This window comes from Motiliproteus sp. MSK22-1 (assembly GCF_001968815.1).
Classification (GTDB): Bacteria; Pseudomonadota; Gammaproteobacteria; order Pseudomonadales; family Balneatricaceae; genus Motiliproteus.
In genome coordinates, this window is the sequence record NZ_MIEQ01000096.1 from 38,740 (window position 1) to 54,746 (window position 16,007).

Annotated in this window: 12 protein-coding genes; 10 read left to right on the forward strand and 2 right to left on the reverse strand. The window is 46.9% G+C overall.

Annotated elements, in window-relative coordinates; all coding sequences use genetic code 11:
* The first annotated feature begins 330 nt into the window (after positions 1-330).
* The 5 genes from BGP75_RS23905 (at position 331) to BGP75_RS23925 (ending at position 6,776) form a co-directional block, all read left to right on the forward strand.
* Positions 331-1,431, forward strand: coding sequence for an ABC transporter ATP-binding protein (locus BGP75_RS23905; protein ID WP_076721819.1), 1,101 nt, complete (start codon positions 331-333; stop codon positions 1,429-1,431).
* Positions 1,432-1,648: 217 nt separating this feature from the next.
* Positions 1,649-2,704, forward strand: a complete 1,056-nt coding sequence (locus BGP75_RS23910) for an ABC transporter substrate-binding protein (protein WP_198939530.1) — start codon at positions 1,649-1,651, stop codon at positions 2,702-2,704.
* A gap of 162 nt (positions 2,705-2,866) precedes the next feature.
* Positions 2,867-4,183, forward strand: coding sequence for an ABC transporter permease (locus BGP75_RS23915; protein WP_198939531.1), 1,317 nt, complete (start codon positions 2,867-2,869; stop codon positions 4,181-4,183).
* A gap of 4 nt (positions 4,184-4,187) precedes the next feature.
* Positions 4,188-5,036 (forward strand): ABC transporter permease, encoded by an 849-nt coding sequence (locus BGP75_RS23920; RefSeq protein WP_076721436.1) that lies wholly within the window; start codon positions 4,188-4,190, stop codon positions 5,034-5,036.
* Positions 5,037-5,246: 210 nt separating this feature from the next.
* Complete coding sequence (locus BGP75_RS23925) at positions 5,247-6,776, forward strand: aldehyde dehydrogenase family protein (protein ID WP_076721437.1); 1,530 nt, start codon at positions 5,247-5,249, stop codon at positions 6,774-6,776.
* A 100-nt stretch (positions 6,777-6,876) separates the two neighbouring features.
* Here the strand turns inward: BGP75_RS23925 and BGP75_RS23930 are convergent, their stop codons facing one another.
* Complete coding sequence (locus BGP75_RS23930) at positions 6,877-8,907, reverse strand: hypothetical protein (protein WP_076721438.1); 2,031 nt, start codon at positions 8,905-8,907, stop codon at positions 6,877-6,879.
* A gap of 473 nt (positions 8,908-9,380) precedes the next feature.
* Between BGP75_RS23930 and BGP75_RS23935 the strand changes: the two genes are divergently transcribed.
* From BGP75_RS23935 to BGP75_RS23950, 4 genes are all read left to right on the forward strand, one after another.
* Positions 9,381-9,857: an Hsp20 family protein gene (locus tag BGP75_RS23935; protein WP_076721439.1), complete on the forward strand. Its 477-nt coding sequence runs from the start codon at positions 9,381-9,383 to the stop codon at positions 9,855-9,857.
* Between the two features lie 69 nt (positions 9,858-9,926).
* Positions 9,927-10,493 (forward strand): Hsp20/alpha crystallin family protein, encoded by a 567-nt coding sequence (locus BGP75_RS23940; RefSeq protein WP_076721440.1) that lies wholly within the window; start codon positions 9,927-9,929, stop codon positions 10,491-10,493.
* Positions 10,494-10,704: 211 nt separating this feature from the next.
* On the forward strand, positions 10,705-11,274 hold the full coding sequence (locus BGP75_RS23945) for a hypothetical protein (protein ID WP_076721441.1): 570 nt from the start codon (positions 10,705-10,707) through the stop codon (positions 11,272-11,274).
* Positions 11,275-11,353: 79 nt separating this feature from the next.
* Positions 11,354-12,727, forward strand: coding sequence for a DegQ family serine endoprotease (locus tag BGP75_RS23950; protein WP_198939532.1), 1,374 nt, complete (start codon positions 11,354-11,356; stop codon positions 12,725-12,727).
* 124 nt (positions 12,728-12,851) lie between these two features.
* Here BGP75_RS23950 and rpoH read toward each other — a convergent pair whose 3' ends face one another.
* Positions 12,852-13,730, reverse strand: coding sequence for an RNA polymerase sigma factor RpoH (rpoH, locus tag BGP75_RS23955; RefSeq protein ID WP_076721442.1), 879 nt, complete (start codon positions 13,728-13,730; stop codon positions 12,852-12,854).
* A gap of 405 nt (positions 13,731-14,135) precedes the next feature.
* Between rpoH and BGP75_RS23960 the strand changes: the two genes are divergently transcribed.
* Positions 14,136-16,001: a DUF3413 domain-containing protein gene (locus BGP75_RS23960; RefSeq protein WP_076721443.1), complete on the forward strand. Its 1,866-nt coding sequence runs from the start codon at positions 14,136-14,138 to the stop codon at positions 15,999-16,001.
* Positions 16,002-16,007 lie beyond the last annotated feature (6 nt).

Sequence of the window (16,007 nt, forward strand, 5' to 3'; positions counted from 1 at the left end):
GGTAATCGAAATGCTCCCTGTATTCGTTATCCCATCCCCGGTACTTCTTAACTGTGGTTTTGTGATCGTCAATCATTTATCGAACCCGGCAATCTGAACAGTTGAGTCAATGGTGTTAATAGCGCCCGTTGGTATTGAATCAGTGCTCATGGCTGTTGGTCAGTGTTTATAGCTATCGCCATGTTCTTGTGAGTTGAATTCTCGCTTTTCCAGGTTCAGTAAAATCTTCATCAAATAATTCGCGCAATTTGTTTTGTGGAGATAGTGCTACGCCTGAAGAAAGGTCTTGATCAAATAATAGAAGTTGATACGGAAAGAGGTTACTCCGTGATGAGCGCAGAAAATAACAATCAATATGTTCGTTTCATCAATGTTAAAAAAAGTTATGACCAGAAAAACCTGGTGGTTAAGAACTTTAATCTGGATATCAAAAAAGGGGAGTTTGTAACTCTGCTTGGGCCATCGGGGTCTGGCAAAACAACCTGCCTGATGATGCTCGCGGGTTTCGAGGATGTTACCAGTGGCAGCATTCTTGTTAATGATCAGCCTGTCACTGATGTGGCTCCTTATCATCGGAATATCGGTATGGTGTTCCAGCATTATGCTCTCTTTCCTCATATGACTATTGGCGAGAACCTGGCGTATCCGTTAAGGGTCAGAAAGATGCCCGCCGCAGAGGTCGATCGAAAAGTGAAAGAGTCCCTGGCATTAGTCGAGTTGGCTGATTTTAGAAATCGTTATCCGGGACAACTATCCGGAGGCCAAAAGCAGCGGGTTGCCCTGGCTCGGTCACTGATCTTTGAACCCAGTATTGTTTTAATGGATGAGCCTCTGGGGGCACTGGATAAAAATCTTCGAGAGCAAATGCAGTTTGAAATCAAGCGTCTTCATGAGGATTTACAGTTTACCGCCATTTATGTGACTCATGATCAGACAGAAGCGTTAACAATGTCTGACCGGATTGCGGTTTTTAACAACGGCATAGTGCAGCAGTGTGCGGCTCCTGATGTTCTTTATGAACAACCGGCAAACTCCTTCGTAGCTGACTTCATTGGTGAAAATAACCATATCAAGGGCAGGGTAAAGTCTGTTGAGCAAGGCGTCGCGCAGATCCAGTTGACTGACGGTGTTGTGGCTAGCTCGGTTGATATGAATTGTCCACCGGTCGGTGACGAATGTGTTTTGGCGATCCGGCCAGAGAAGCTGTTTATAGCCAGTCATAAAAACCAACTCGATAACTGCATTGATGCCTTTTTTGTTACCCGGCTCTATGTCGGAGATTCTATCCGTTATTTCTTCAAGCTCAGTTGTGGTTCTGAACTGATGGTCAAGGCTCTTAATGACCATGAAGCACCTGAAATCCTTCCTGGAGCGCGGACGCAATTAACCTGGGGTACCCAGGTTGGCCTGGCGCTGGACTGCCCTGGCTAGTGGTTTGTTGTTGGTATTGCCAATAAGAGCCTTAAATAAGCATTTTAAATAAACACTTCAAATAAAAAAATAGTATTCAGTGTGATAAGAGCACTGATTTTTAATAAAAATCAATCTAATAAAAACCAATTTAATAAAAACGAAGCTAATAAAAAATAAATAAACACCAGATGGTTCTCAGTAACCATTAAATGTAGACCTAATGAGGAAAATAACAATGAAAAAACTCAAGAAAATGGGCGTGGCTATCGCATTATCAACGCTCATGGCACCCGCTTTAGCTGACCAAATGACCGTGGTGTCGTTCGGCGGCGCCTATGGGGCTGCTCAACAGAAGCATATGCTGGATCCTTTTATGAAGGAAACCGGTCACAAAATTCTGTTTGAAAACTATTCTGGTGGAATTGCTGAGATCAAAGCGCAGGTCGAAAGTGGCAATATTCTATGGGATGTTGTCGATGTGGAAGTGATTGACCTGGAAAGGGCCTGTTCTGAAGGTCTACTGGAGGTTTTCCCGCAGGACACTTTACCTGCCGGTGATAACGGGACTGCAGCTAAAGACGACTTTGGAGCTGAAGCCCTGGCCAACGAATGTGGTGTTGGCAATATTATCTGGACAATTCTGTTCTCCTATAACAACGAAACTATTCAGGGTGGCAAGCCCAGTCGGGTTGCTGATTTTTTTGATACTAAAACCTTTCCCGGTAAGCGGGCCTTACGCAAACGTCCTCAGGTGAATATGGAATGGGCACTGATTGCTGATGGGGTACCGGTTGATCAGGTTTATGACAAGCTGGCAACTGAAGAGGGACAGAAGCGTGCGTTTGCTAAGCTGGATACGATCAAGAAGGATCTGGTTTGGTTTGATAGCTGGTCTCAGGCGCCACAGTTGTTGAACGATGGTGGTGCCGTGATGGTGCAGTCAGCGAATGGACGAATTTTTGATGCGATTCAAAAAGATAATAAGCCTTTTGAAATGGTTTGGGATGCTCATGTCTATGATCTGGATGTCTGGGCTATCGTCAAAGGATCGAAGAAGAAAGCGCTGGCAGAAGAGTTTATTCGATTTGCCACCAGCTCAAAGCCTGAGGCCGGCATGCAGGATGTTGCTTACGGTCCTACACGTCAATCTTCCTATGCTTATGTTGATAAAAATGTGATTCCCAAGCTGCCATCTGCTCATCTGGATAAAGGTCTTAAAGCATCCGGCGAGTTCTGGGCAGATTACGGTGAATCCCTGGGTGAAAAGTTCAATGAGTGGCTTCTGCAATAGGACACTGTTGTCAGAGCCTGTCTGGTAAGTATCAACACGGGCATCTGCCGTTCTTGTCGAGCGGCAGAGCCTTTGGGCAGCCACTCTGTGAAAGCTTTGATCCAGGATTAAGTGGAATTCTCAGTCCTGGAAACCGATTATCAAACCTGAGGGACAGAAGCCATGTCTCAAATTGAACTTACCGCTGATCAGATGGTAAATACGGCCGGTGCTGGACAAGTAGCACCGGCTCAGAGTTCCGATCAAACGATACTGACAGCAGCAGAAGCCGCTCAAGCAAGAAAGAATGAACGTCGTCGCAAAACCGTTGCCTGTTTATTTGTTACGCCACTTCTGTTGTTTGTTCTCATCGCCTTTATTGCGCCAATTGGTACTATGTTGTATCGGAGTGTCTATCACCCGACAGTCTCGCAGCTTATACCCGATACGTTGCAAAGTCTGTCAGGATGGGATGACAGTACCGGTATTCGGCCTGAAGATGCAGTGCTGAATATATTCTCACTGGAATTACAGAGACTGGCCAAGGAGCGAAAAGCAGGAAAGCTGGCAGAGGAAATTAACCGCGCGCGTCCAGGAAGTTCGAGCCTGATTAAATCCACTGCTCGTAAGTTGAAAAAAATTGATCGCAACGAATTGGCGACCGGGGGGGCTGATCAATTATTAGCATTGAAACCGCAATGGCAGGAGGTTGAGCTTTGGAGGGTAATCAAACGTTCCGGGGCGCCTTTTACTGATAAATTCTATCTCACGGCTCTGGATCTGAGTCGGGATAAAGCCGGAGATATCGTTCCTCGTGATACTCGAATCTACCTGCAGCTATATTGGAAAAGTTTAAAAATAGCGCTGCTGATTACTGTACTGACTGCGATTATTGGCTTTCCTCTGTCCTATTATTTGGCCAATGCTCCGGCTAAAACTGCAAATACGCTGATGGTCTTTGTACTACTGCCATTCTGGACTTCTTTGTTGGTTAGAACGACTTCCTGGATAGCTCTGTTGCAGACTAACGGTGTGGTCAATTCATTCCTGCAGTGGACTCATATTATTACCGAGCCGATTGAAATGCTTTATACACAGTTTTCAACGGTGATCGCCATGACGCATATCTTGTTGCCTTTTATGATTCTGCCGCTCTATAGCGTCATGAAAGGGATAGATCCCAGCTACTTTCGGGCTGCTCTGTCATTGGGTGCAAAACCGATACCGGCCTTTATTCGTATCTATATGCCGATGACCCTTCCGGGGATCAGTGCCGGTGCGCTTCTGGTCTTTATCATATCCATTGGTTATTACATTACGCCTGCGTTGGTAGGGGGGACCGATGGCCAGATGATCAGCAACATTATTGCTTTTCATATGCAATCTTCCAACAACTGGGAGCTGGCTGCCGCTTTAGGATCTCTGCTCCTGGGGCTGATTATGCTGCTCTATTGGGTGTACGACCGAACGGTTGGTGTTAGCAATATCAAACTGGGGTAAGCCGATGAATTTTCCTAAATATTTTACAATCTGGCAAAAACTGGGAATGCATAGCCTGAGGCTGACTGCTTGGTTGGTGCTGGTTTTTCTGATGCTTCCTATTCTTGTAATTATACCGTTATCTTTTAATGCTGAACCCTACTTTACCTTTACTCAGGGTATGTTGGCGCTGGACCCGGATGCCTATTCTTTAAAATGGTACGAGGAGATCATCAATGACGATAAGTGGATTCTGGCAATTAAGAACAGCTTTTATATTGGTCTTTGCGCTACCGTTCTTGCCACCGTGTTAGGGACTCTGGCAGCGATAGGGCTCAGTAATCCGGTGATGCCGCTGCAGCGAATGATTATGGCGATGTTGTTATCGCCAATGATTGTACCGCTTATCATTACTGCAGCGGGGATGTATTTCTTTTACACCCAGCTAGGTCTTGCGGGAACCTATTTGGGCGTAATTATTGCTCATGCGGCATTGGGTACTCCCTTTGTCATAATAACGGTCAATGCTGCACTGTCCGGTTTCGACTACTCGCTTATGAGAGCCTCGCTGGGGCTGGGGGCGACTCCGATACAGACCTTCTTTAAGGTCATTATGCCGCTGATCAGACCTGGAGTGATCTCCGGTGCACTATTTGCCTTTGTGACCTCTTTTGATGAAGTGGTCGTCATCCTTTTTATGGCGGGGCCAGAGCAGCGGACGATTCCAAGACAGATGTTCTCAGGGCTGCGAGAACAGATTAATCCTACGATTCTGGCGGTTGCCGTGCTACTGGTGGTGATTTCGGCGCTGATGCTGATGACTATTGAGTATTTGCGAGCACGTGGTGAGCGTATTCGATCGGGTGAGATATAAAGACAGAACAAACCGTCGTCACATTTTTAAACTTTTAATTCATTACCTTATTAATCAATCGAGGGCCTTGTTGCCAGGAACTCCTGTGTCCCGGTTGCAGGCATCCAGACTGCAGATACAAATCGCTTGTCGGAGTTGTTCGAGCCTGCGGTTGATCATTTTAAATAGTTGCGAGTCATTAACAGTTCGATTTAACGGGAGTTTTAGAACATGGCCTATGAGTCAGTGAGAATCAAAAATCATATTAACGGTGAGTGGCTGGACGAGAGCAATGGTCAGTATGCACCATTGCGTAATCCTTCGACGGGACAGGTCATCGGAGAAGTCCCTCTGTCATCTCAACAGACCTCTTCAGCCGCTGTTGCCGCAGCGGCTGAGGCGTACCCGGGCTGGAGTGCGCTGCCGTTGCCAAAGAGAATGGATTACCTCTTTAAAATGTATCAGGCGATGAAGGATAACCAGGAAGATTTGGCGATATCCATTGCTGTCGATCAGGCTAAACATATTGCTGAGGCTCGAGGGGAGGTCGGGCGGGTAATCGAAATATTACAGATGGCCTGTACTATTCCGGCACTTATTCAGGGAGAAACGGTACAGGGGATTGCTAATAATATTAATGGTCGTCTGATCAAAGCCCCTCTTGGCGTATTCTGTGGTGTTGCTCCGTTTAATTTCCCGGCACTGGTGTTTGGCTGGTTTATTCCCTTCGCTATCGGTACCGGGAATACTTTCGTGTATAAGCCTTCTACTGAATCACCGCTGTTTATGCAGAAAATGATGCAGCTGTTAGTCGATATTGGTCTGCCTCAGGGGGTGGTTAACATTGTGCACGGCGATCGGCAGGTAGTAGAAGCCTGGTATGAGGATGAAAATGTTGCCGGAGTGTGCCTTGTCGGCTCCACTCCCACGGCTAAAGCCATCGCTGAAGGCTGTGGTAGGAGTGGCAAGAAAACAATGCTGTTGGGCGGTGCTAAAAACTTCCTGGTCGCCATGGAAGATGCCCCCATGGATCTGATGATTGAAAACATTCTGATGTCTGGGTACGGTTCGGCCGGACAGCGTTGCCTGGCGGTATCCAATATTGCGGTGGTAGCGGAAATTTATGACGAGTTTGTTGAGCGGTTGTTGGAAGCATCGAAGAACCTGACTCTGGGGGATGCCATGGACCCTGACGTATTTATGGGGCCGTTGATTTCCTCTCATGCCAAAGAAAAAGTAATGGAGTATATTCGTATTGGAGAAGAGTCCGGTGCTACTCTCGCGCTGGACGGGCGTAATCCAACCTTACCGGCAGCCAATCAAGAGGGCTATTTTGTCGGTCCAACCGTATTCACCGACGTGACACCCTGTATGCAGATAGCCCGGGAAGAGATCTTTGGTCCGGTTCTCAGTGTCATGAAAGTTGGTTGTATTGATGGTGCTCTTCGTATGATCCGTAATCATGAGATGGGAAATGGTGCCGTGATCTTTACTCAAAACAGCTATTATACAGAGAAGTTTATCAACGAAGCAGATGTAGGCATGATCGGGGTCAATGTAGGAATCTGCGCTCCACATCCCTATCTGCCCTTTGGCGGTATCAAAGGATCTTTGGTGGGTAATAATAAGGTTCAGGGTAAAGATGCCATTGATTTTTTCACGCAGAACAAGGTCGCAACAGTCCGTGTAGTGAATCCGAAAGGAAGCAATACGCAGGCTAAGCCAGCCGATAGCAATGTGCGAAGCTGTGTAGCCAGTTAGATCTTATCTGCATTCATATCAGGGACCCGTTTCGGGTCCTTATTTGCCTGGTCTGGTGAACGGTATGGTTTATCCAGGCCCTTGAATTCAAGTTTGTTTGTCAGTGCCAATGGGATTCGTTATCACGGCGCACGAACATCACCTTTTCTCCGTCCGCCATTAGCTGCCGGATCCGCCAGGGTTTTCCCAGCTCATCGATCTCTACCAGTCCGATACCGGCGCCATTAAGCAAGCGTCTTCCTGGAGGGCTGCCCTCAGGCTTTCGGGGAACAATGCGCATACGACGTCGTTTCGTCAGCCAGTTCAGGGGTGAAGCGGGGGCATAAAGCCAGCGGTTTAGATTATCCAGTATATTAAGCAGTCGATCAGGGAAGCTGTTTCTTAAGCCGCTGCTGCATATCTGCCATATGCAGGGGGAACGGTCTTTTCCTCTTAATTCAACGTCATAGACAAACGAGTAATGTACATCTCCTGAAAGTACGATGAAATTATGTGGCGTTTTGGGGTGTCGGAATACATTCAGTATTCCGTTTGCCGCTCCCGGATGGGCCATCCAGTTTTCGGCATCAACCATTAAGGACTTACCGAACCAGGTAAATATGCGTTGAATGGCTTCTATCAGCTTTACCCCAAAGATTGGTGCAGCTGATACCAGCAACACAGAAGGTTGTCCTCTGAGTTGGGTCTGTAAATCAGTAATCGCTTCCCAATCCAGCAATCCTGAGGGTTTATAAGCCGCAGATTCAGACCGCCATCGACGGGTGCGGGTGTCAAGTACAATCAGAGGAGGGCTGGTGGACCATTGATATCCCCATTCATCAAATCGCAGCAGTTGCTCAATCAGCCTGTCGTGGCTTTCACTTCCCGGTTCTTTCAGTGCATTATGAGTTTTTTCCTGTAACAGCTCGTCAAAAACCTCAGGTGCATTGCCCCAGCCTTGATTAATGAAATAGGCGAGTAAGCCATTACCTATTATTCGTTCGGAGAAAGGATGACCGTAAACAGTCTTTTCCCACTCAAGGTTGAGGTTCCAGTCATCTGAAAGGTCGTGATCATCAAAAATCATGGCTACGGGAATATGGGCGAAAAGTCGTCTTATGACGGAAAGTTGCCCTGCAAAATTATCGATAACCTCCTGCTCGGCCTGATAGTGGCGATGTTCTTCAGGAGAGAGGTTTTCAGGAGAATCCTTTGTGACCATCAGCCAGCTGGAAGGCGACCAGACCATCAAGTACATTACCAGATACTCTGCCAGGGAAATCAGGTGGTTATGGGCATTGTCGGCCGTAAAAGCGGGTTTTCTCACTCCACCAAACAAAACATTGAGCAAAGGACGATTATAGGGGGCATCTGGTAGTAGCTGCTCGCGTTGGTAGTAGCTGTTAGGATGCTGATATAAGGCCGCTGAGTCTGGAATCTCCTCAACTGACAGCTCTGAAAAGCTTTCGTTCGGTATACCTAACTGATCAATGACCTGATGAATCGCGCGCAACATCGGCCCAGCTACGTCATCTGCATAGATCTGATCTCCCGACATGATCAGCATTGATGGCCAGAGGGGGGGACTGGATTCTACAGATTGATCTTCAACAGATTCTTCATCGTTATTTGTTGTATCGGTATTGCTGCCGCCGACAAAATCACCGTCGATAAAAAAGTCAGCCAGTAACCGTTCTGCTTCAATCAGTCCATCACCTGAACTATGATGTGGTTTGCGACATGAGCCGTGTAGAACGCTCCCGACCCGGCTGGGTAAGCAGAACCCCGGAGAAGATCGACCTGAAAAGCAAAGATCAGAGGCCCAAAGATTCGAATCCTGCCAGCCCTTCTCCTGCTGGTCATGAAAATGAAGTTCCAGCTGATAATCTATCCAGCAATCTGTAGGCAAAGCCTCGGATAAGCGGACGTCGACAAGTAGGTAATGGAGGTTTCGGCCAGCCGATAAGCAGGTTACTTCCGGGCAGGGGGGGGCTAATTCGAAAGCTCTTGAAATGCCATCATTGGCGTCAAATGTCAGGCGAATATTCGCTGGTGCCCGGGTAGCCAGCCACAGGGTCACACGAGTGGGGGATAAACGGCGAAGAAGGGGACCGGCTAACACTGAAGGTACTGAATGAGTCTTCGGTTGCATAGAAATTAAGTTATACCCTCGTTAGTTATTGCCGAATGCCAGTGAATGATCAGAAAATGAGCTTGCTTTGTCTATATTCCGTGATGAAAAGTTCAGTGAACCGCTGATCTTAATTACCTTTCAACGATCCCTTCGGCTCGTGGTTGTGGTGTTGGCCAGGCGCTTGTAGAGCATCATCTGAGAATTTCGATTGAAGAGGGGTATCACCAGAGTAAGTATCGGCATTATTGCCGGGTTTGATGAGTTAAAGCAAAACCTCCGGGATCGGCTAAGTAGATTTATGGAGGTTGTTTCCCCCCGCAAGATGTTGATAAGCCAGTGATTTTATCCCATCAAAATTTTTTTAAATTTTTCCTCTTGAAAAAAACTGGAGTGAGCTTATTTAGCAAAATGCACCGGCAGGATGCTGATTTCAGATCCTGATTTGAGTGCGTCAATATCTTTATCTCATGTTGCTCATAGGAGAATATGTCATGAACAGTATTGATTTTTCACCACTTTATAGAAGTTCTGTTGGTTTTGACCGGCTTGCTTCCCTATTGGATCAGTCGCTCCAGCATAACCAGGCAAGTAGCGGTTATCCGCCCTATAACATTGAGTTGGTCGACGAGAATCGCTATACCATTACGTTGGCTGTGGCGGGGTTTGAAGAGAGAGATCTCGACCTTAATGTTGAGAAAGGCACCTTGACTGTAAAGGGTACAAAGCAGCCTGATGAGAAAGAGCATCAGTTTCTTTATCAGGGTATAGCCACTCGTGGGTTTGAGCGCAAATTTAATTTGGCTGACTACGTGGAGGTTAAGGGCGCCAGTCTGACCAACGGTATGTTGACTATCGATCTGGTTAAAGAAATTCCCGAGGCGATGAAACCTCGTCGAATTGATATAAAAACAGAAACTGCGGCCATTGAGCATAAAGCGCCCAACAAGGGGGCCAGCAAAGTTGCTTAATGATAGAGGAGGGCGGCTGATAATCAGCCGCCCCTGCATTGGCCAGATAAATAAAGTGGAGGATAAGTTATGGACCTTCAAAAACTGATTCCCTGGAACTGGTTTAAACACGAGCAACCTGGTGCTGAGGCATCAATTCCGGTAAAGCGCGATGATTACAGCTCAGAGTTCGGAAAAGATCCGTTTGAGGATATTCACCGGGAGTTTGACCGGTTGTATCAACGTCTGACTCAAGGTTGGCACTCGTCTTTGGCTGAGCATTGGCCACAGCCTCGGCGAGAGCTGCTCGGCGGTATCCATTCTACCTACCGACCGAAGCTGAATATTGAATCTCTGGAGGATCGTTATCAGGTTACTATTGATATGCCGGGGCTGGATGCTGACCACACTGATGTGGAGGTCACGGGTAATCTGCTGGTAGTCAAAGGACACAACAATGTTGAGCATGAAGACAAGCAATCGCATTTTTATCGGATAGAACGGGCGAGTGGTAGTTTTCAACGTGCTTTGACTCTTCCGGAAGACGCTGACTGTAATGGTATCAGTGCGCAGATAAAGAATGGTTTGATGACCGTCACCATTCCAAGAGTTGCCACAGCGGAATCTACATCGCGAAGAATACCTATCAGTCATTAGGCTCGTAACAGCGGACGGGCTGTCTGCCTGTCCGCATCCTTATCAGACTAAGTTTTTTGCTCGTGAGGACTCTTGAAAAAGTTAATAAGAGGGAATTAACCTGGATTAATCGATAAGAGATTTAGTGGTTTAAGCCCGAGTTACCGGCAGGGACCCGTTGCGCGGGTTAAGCATGTAGATCAAGTTCCTTTGAGTTTGGAGGACCCTGGATATGTGTGCTATTGACGATGCTGTTTATTTATTACAGGAAAAACTGTTGAGACAGCTTGATCCTGAAACTTTGCGAACACAGACAAGAGCAATGCAATGGCTGAATAAGTTATCGCCACAACCTGATGGCATTGAAAAACTGGCACTTTGCGGATTTTATTTGCAGCAAGCTTGCGGTTCGAAGGCTGTTGATCTGGTTGTTGAGGTGCTGCAGTCACAAGGAGTTTCAAGCGTAAACACGGGACGGGTTCTGGGGCTTATAACACAGCTAAATGAAGGCTATGGCTGTATCTCAGCGCGGTTAGAGGAAGCGATAGGACTGGCTGAACTGGAAGCTCTGGATCAGAAGGGAAATCTAAGCTCCATTCGTCAATTTTTGGAACAAAGCCGAATTTATCTGACACTTAGTCCAGCTTCATTGCGATGGTTTCAACAGGCGAAGTCAGCTGCGGGGTCAATATCATCTTTCATTCAGGGTCTGCCTGATGCCGCTTTACTTGGCATGGCGGGGGCCGGTATCAACAACGACGGTATAAACAATGCTGGTATGAACAGTGCAACCAGGCACTGACGAGCAAAGTTAATTCACTGGATATAAGCCGCTTTTTGCTGGGCTTCAATACTGCTTTACAGATACAGGAGGTCTTAATATGAATAATTTAATGTCTTATAAGTATATTACGGCACTGATTATGGCGTGGTTTCTGGTGTTAGCAGGAGGAGCTCAGGCGAAGGCACCACCGCCTGATGGCAGTCTGGCATCAATGGTGGATGAAGTGCTACCCGCTATTGTTAACATTTCCACCAGATCGACCGTATCAAGTCAGGCAAATCCGTTACTGAATGATCCGTTTTTTCGTCATTTCTTCAATGATCTGTTTAATGATCGGCGAGGTATACCCCAGCGCAAGAGTCAGTCGCTGGGTTCGGGGGTGATAATCAATGCCGATGAAGGCTGGGTGGTGACTAATCATCACGTAATCGACAATGCTGATGAAATTACCGTGACATTGCGAGATAAACGCAGGTTTGAAGCAGAATTGATAGGTTCTGACCCTGAAACGGATATCGCTGTTTTGCGGATTGATGCGGACGATCTCAAGGCTGTCGAAATTGGCGACTCGGAGCATCTTCGAGTGGGTGATTTCGTTGTCGCTATGGGTAACCCGTTCGGTCTTGGCCAAACAGTAACTTACGGTATTGTCAGTGCTTTGGGTCGCAGTGGACTGGGGATTGAAGGATTTGAAAACTTTATTCAGACCGATGCTTCAATTAATCCAGGTAACTCTGGAGGTGCATTGGTAACGACCGAAGGTGAGCTGATAGGGATCAACACCGCCATTATCGGCCCCAGTGGTGGAAACGTGGGTATTGGTTTTGCGGTTCCCACCAGCATGATGTCGGCAGTGGTGGATCAGATCGTCGACCATGGTGAAGTCAAGCGTGGGCAATTAGGAGTGCTGATACAAGATCTGACCCCTGATCTGGCTCAGGCTTTTAACCTGGAAGATCAGGGCGGTGTCCTGGTTGCTCAGGTGATGAAAGACTCTGCTGCGGAACGATCCGGCATCCAGGCTGGGGATGTAATCATTAAGGTGGGTGAGCGCTCAGTATCGAGTAGTTCTGAGTTACGGAACCTGATCGGCATGATGCGTATCGGAACAAAGGTGCGTATTGAGCTGCTGCGTGATGACCAACGAAAGACGCTCAGTGTCAAGCTGGGTAAGCGAGATAGTTCCACACTGACCGATGTGAAGAGCGACAGCGTGCGAGGTATGACTCTTGGAGAAATACCTGATGGTCACCCCCTTAAAGGGCAGGTTTCCGGTGTCGCTATCCTTCAAATGGACCCCGGCAGTCGAGCGTGGCAGTTAGGGCTCAGGGCGGGAGATATTATCCGTTCTATTGACCAGGAGGCGGTGGCCTCAGTGAAAGAGGTGACTAAACGCTTGAAAGCATCCGATCGGGTATTACTGCATATTGTCCGCAATAATGGTGCGTTGTATGTTGTACTGGATAAATAATTGCCATGTTGTGTTGATAAACAGCTGTTGCTTATAGAGTGTGATAAGACACGAGATTGAGGATACGCAAAAAAACCGGCCTGTTAGTCAGGCCGGTTTTTTTGGTGGATTAAATAGAAAAAAATCAGGCAACCAGTGTGTTGCTCATCAAACGTCCCAGTTTTTCAATTGCTGCTTTTTCTATTTGACGAATACGTTCGATGGAAACACCGTAGCGCTTGGATAGATCACTCAGGGTGGCCTTATTCTCACTTAGCCAGCGAGATTGAATAATGTCCAATTGTCGTTCGTTAAGTTGCGCCAGGGCAGCGCTCAGATTCTTGCTTGATTGTTCTGCATCATGATGATGTTCCAACAACAGGGCGGGGTTGCCTTCAGGATCATGAAGGTAGGTAGACGGAGTCGATGGATGACCTTCTTCCGTTTCCTGTGAATTATCATTGGTTTCAAAAGGTATATCGGGAATGTAAAGTCGCTGCTCCATTGTCTCAACATCTGATACAGCGACGCCAAGATTCCCGGCCAGATTTTCAGTTTCTTGCCTGGATAACCAATTCAGCGATTTTTTGGCCTGGCGCAAACTAAAAAACAATTTTCTCTGTGCCTTGGTTGTGGCTACTTTAACAATGCGCCAGTTGCGTAGCACGTATCCATAGATTTCAGCGCGAATCCAGTGCGTCGCGAAACTGGCCAGGCGCACACCCTTTTCCGGGTCAAATCGGCGTACTGCTTTCATCAATCCTATACTGCCTTCCTGAGCTACATCATTCATGGGTAGACCATACCCTATGTATGAACGGGCAATTTTAATCACCAGTCTCAGGTGCGAAAGTACAAGTTGATGAGCCGCAGTCAAGTCTTGCTGATCACGCAGGCGGCGTGCCATATCACGCTCTTCTTCTTCACTGACCATAGGGCAGGCATTGGCGAAGGACACAAGTGCATCAAAGTCTCCCAGAGTGTTGGGTAACCTGGAATCAAATAATGTCAGTGCCGAGTTCATTGTGGTGTCTCCTATCATCGCAATAAACAAATATGTCACAGTGAGTAGATACAGAACGGGCCTGGGAACCGAGAAATCTGGGAAATGCTGACAAGGGGAAGGGCGTCGCTTCATCAACACAGGAGTCAATGCATTCAAGCGATGCTTGGAAATTACGGCACGTGCCACTTACCCTCTGAAAAGCAATATGCATTACGTACTCGGTTGGGATACTTATCAGTAAGTCCCTTAGGCCTGCATTCAGCACCTGTTGGTTAGATGGTGTTTATTGGCATAGGTTCAAGAGGAATATTATTTTTTTTCGCAATTGTAGCTGTCTGGCAGTGTCCTGCGGGTTACAAACTGATACACCAAAGCACATGATTTTTGGTAGAATTCCCCGTTTTTCTACTCCGACAATTTTCTATGATCAGTCAATACCTTAAAAACCTGCAGCTGCGGGCTCGTTGGGCTCTTTGGTTTAGTGTTGCCAATGCTCTGCTGGCGACTTTAATTGGATTGCGTTACCTGAGTGTTGCCAATGTTACTTTAGAGCCTGAGGTATTAGCTTTTCTTTCTACATACTGGCTAGGGCATTTCAGCCTTCTGGCATTTGTTGCCTGGTTTCTGGTGATAATTCCGTTGGCGTTTATTATTACCGCTGCGGGTGTTTTTAAACTGTTGGCTGTCGTTATTGCCTCGCTGGCGACCACCGCTCTGGTGGTCGATACATTTGTATATATACAGTACCGTTTCCATATTAATAGTTTTATCTTTGATTTATTAATGAATGACCGTGATGGTCACGTATTCTCATTTTCTGTTGCCAGTTGGTTGATGGGAATTGCTATCGTAGCGGTTATCATCATGGTTCAACTGCTGTTTACCAAGCAGCTTTGGAAAATGGTCAACAGCTGTAGCAAAACACCGCTGCGTTGGATGTTTGCCAGTGTGTTTGTGTTTTCTTTTTTCGGTAGTCACTTCACCCATATCTGGGCCGACGCCAATGGTGTTCAGTCGATCACACGCTATGGTTTTGTTCCCCCGGTTGCGTTTCCAGCCACAGCCTATGGCTTTATGGAAAAGCAAGGATGGGTAAATCCAGAGGCTCGTCAACAAAAAGCTCTGTTTCTTCAGGATAAGGAAAAGCAGTCACTGCGTTATCCGATAGCGTCGCTATCATGCCAGCTGCCAGCTAAGCCGATGAATCTGCTACTTATCACCATTGATACCTGGCGAATGGATGCTATGAACCCGAAGGCAACGCCTAATCTGTTCCGTTTTTCAGAAAGAAGTACTGAATTCAAAAATCATTTCAGTGGGTCAAACGGCACTCGCACTGGTATTTTCAGTCTGTTTTATGGGCTTCCCGGACATTATTGGGAAACGATGAAAGGGAGCCGAATATCCCCTGTCCTTATGGATCAGCTGATGGCTGAGGGATACGATATGGGGATCTTTTCCAGCGCCCGACTGGATAACCCTCGTTTTCACGAAACTGTGTTTAATAACCTACAGGATCTGAGGTTGAGTTCTGAAGGTAGTAGCCCTCATGAGCGGGATGCTAACCTGACTGATGATTGGTTAAAGTGGGTCGATAACAGAGATCCAGAGACACCGTTTTTTGGTTTCCTGTTTTATGATGCTCCCCATGGAGTCTCCCATCCTCAGGACTATCCGAAGGTGTTTGATCCTGAATGGGAGACCGTTAATCAGATGCTGCTGAATGACGATTTTGATCCGATCCCTTATCTCAATCGCTACCTTAATTCGGTTCATTACACCGATAGTCAAATCGGTCGAGTACTGGAGCAATTGAGTGAAAAAGGAATGCTTGCTAATACTGTCGTAGCCATAACCGGAGATCATGGGGAAGAATTTAATGATAATGGTAAAGGTTACTGGGGACATAATGGCAACTTTAGCCGATATCAGACTCAGGTCCCTATGATCCTGTATTGGCCGGAGCTGTCTGCAAATAAAGTGACTCATATCACCAGTCATTATGATCTGGCCCCAACATTTTTATCAAGAATCCTGGGATGCAATTCACCAGCCTCAGATTACAGTATCGGCCAGGATCTACTGGTATCTGAAAACAGAAAGCCATGGTTATTGATGGGAAGTCACAACAAATATGCCATTGTGGAACCCAACCAGATTACTGAAATTGATCCTATCGGTAATTATCAGGTCTTTACCCCTGATTATGAGATGAAAGGGAACACTGAGCTGGACGCAGGTGTTATGTTTGAAGCCATGTCCGAGACCACCCGCTTTTTTAAGCGTTAGGACGTT

Coding starts and splice junctions, on each gene's coding strand:
- BGP75_RS23905 (WP_076721819.1), top strand. CDS start 331: ATGAGCGCAGAAAATAACAATCAATATGTTCGTTTCATCAATGTTAAA.
- BGP75_RS23910 (WP_198939530.1), top strand. CDS start 1,649: ATGAAAAAACTCAAGAAAATGGGCGTGGCTATCGCATTATCAACGCTC.
- BGP75_RS23915 (WP_198939531.1), top strand. CDS start 2,867: ATGTCTCAAATTGAACTTACCGCTGATCAGATGGTAAATACGGCCGGT.
- BGP75_RS23920 (WP_076721436.1), top strand. CDS start 4,188: ATGAATTTTCCTAAATATTTTACAATCTGGCAAAAACTGGGAATGCAT.
- BGP75_RS23925 (WP_076721437.1), top strand. CDS start 5,247: ATGGCCTATGAGTCAGTGAGAATCAAAAATCATATTAACGGTGAGTGG.
- BGP75_RS23930 (WP_076721438.1), bottom strand. CDS start 8,907: ATGCAACCGAAGACTCATTCAGTACCTTCAGTGTTAGCCGGTCCCCTT.
- BGP75_RS23935 (WP_076721439.1), top strand. CDS start 9,381: ATGAACAGTATTGATTTTTCACCACTTTATAGAAGTTCTGTTGGTTTT.
- BGP75_RS23940 (WP_076721440.1), top strand. CDS start 9,927: ATGGACCTTCAAAAACTGATTCCCTGGAACTGGTTTAAACACGAGCAA.
- BGP75_RS23945 (WP_076721441.1), top strand. CDS start 10,705: ATGTGTGCTATTGACGATGCTGTTTATTTATTACAGGAAAAACTGTTG.
- BGP75_RS23950 (WP_198939532.1), top strand. CDS start 11,354: ATGAATAATTTAATGTCTTATAAGTATATTACGGCACTGATTATGGCG.
- rpoH (WP_076721442.1), bottom strand. CDS start 13,730: ATGAACTCGGCACTGACATTATTTGATTCCAGGTTACCCAACACTCTG.
- BGP75_RS23960 (WP_076721443.1), top strand. CDS start 14,136: ATGATCAGTCAATACCTTAAAAACCTGCAGCTGCGGGCTCGTTGGGCT.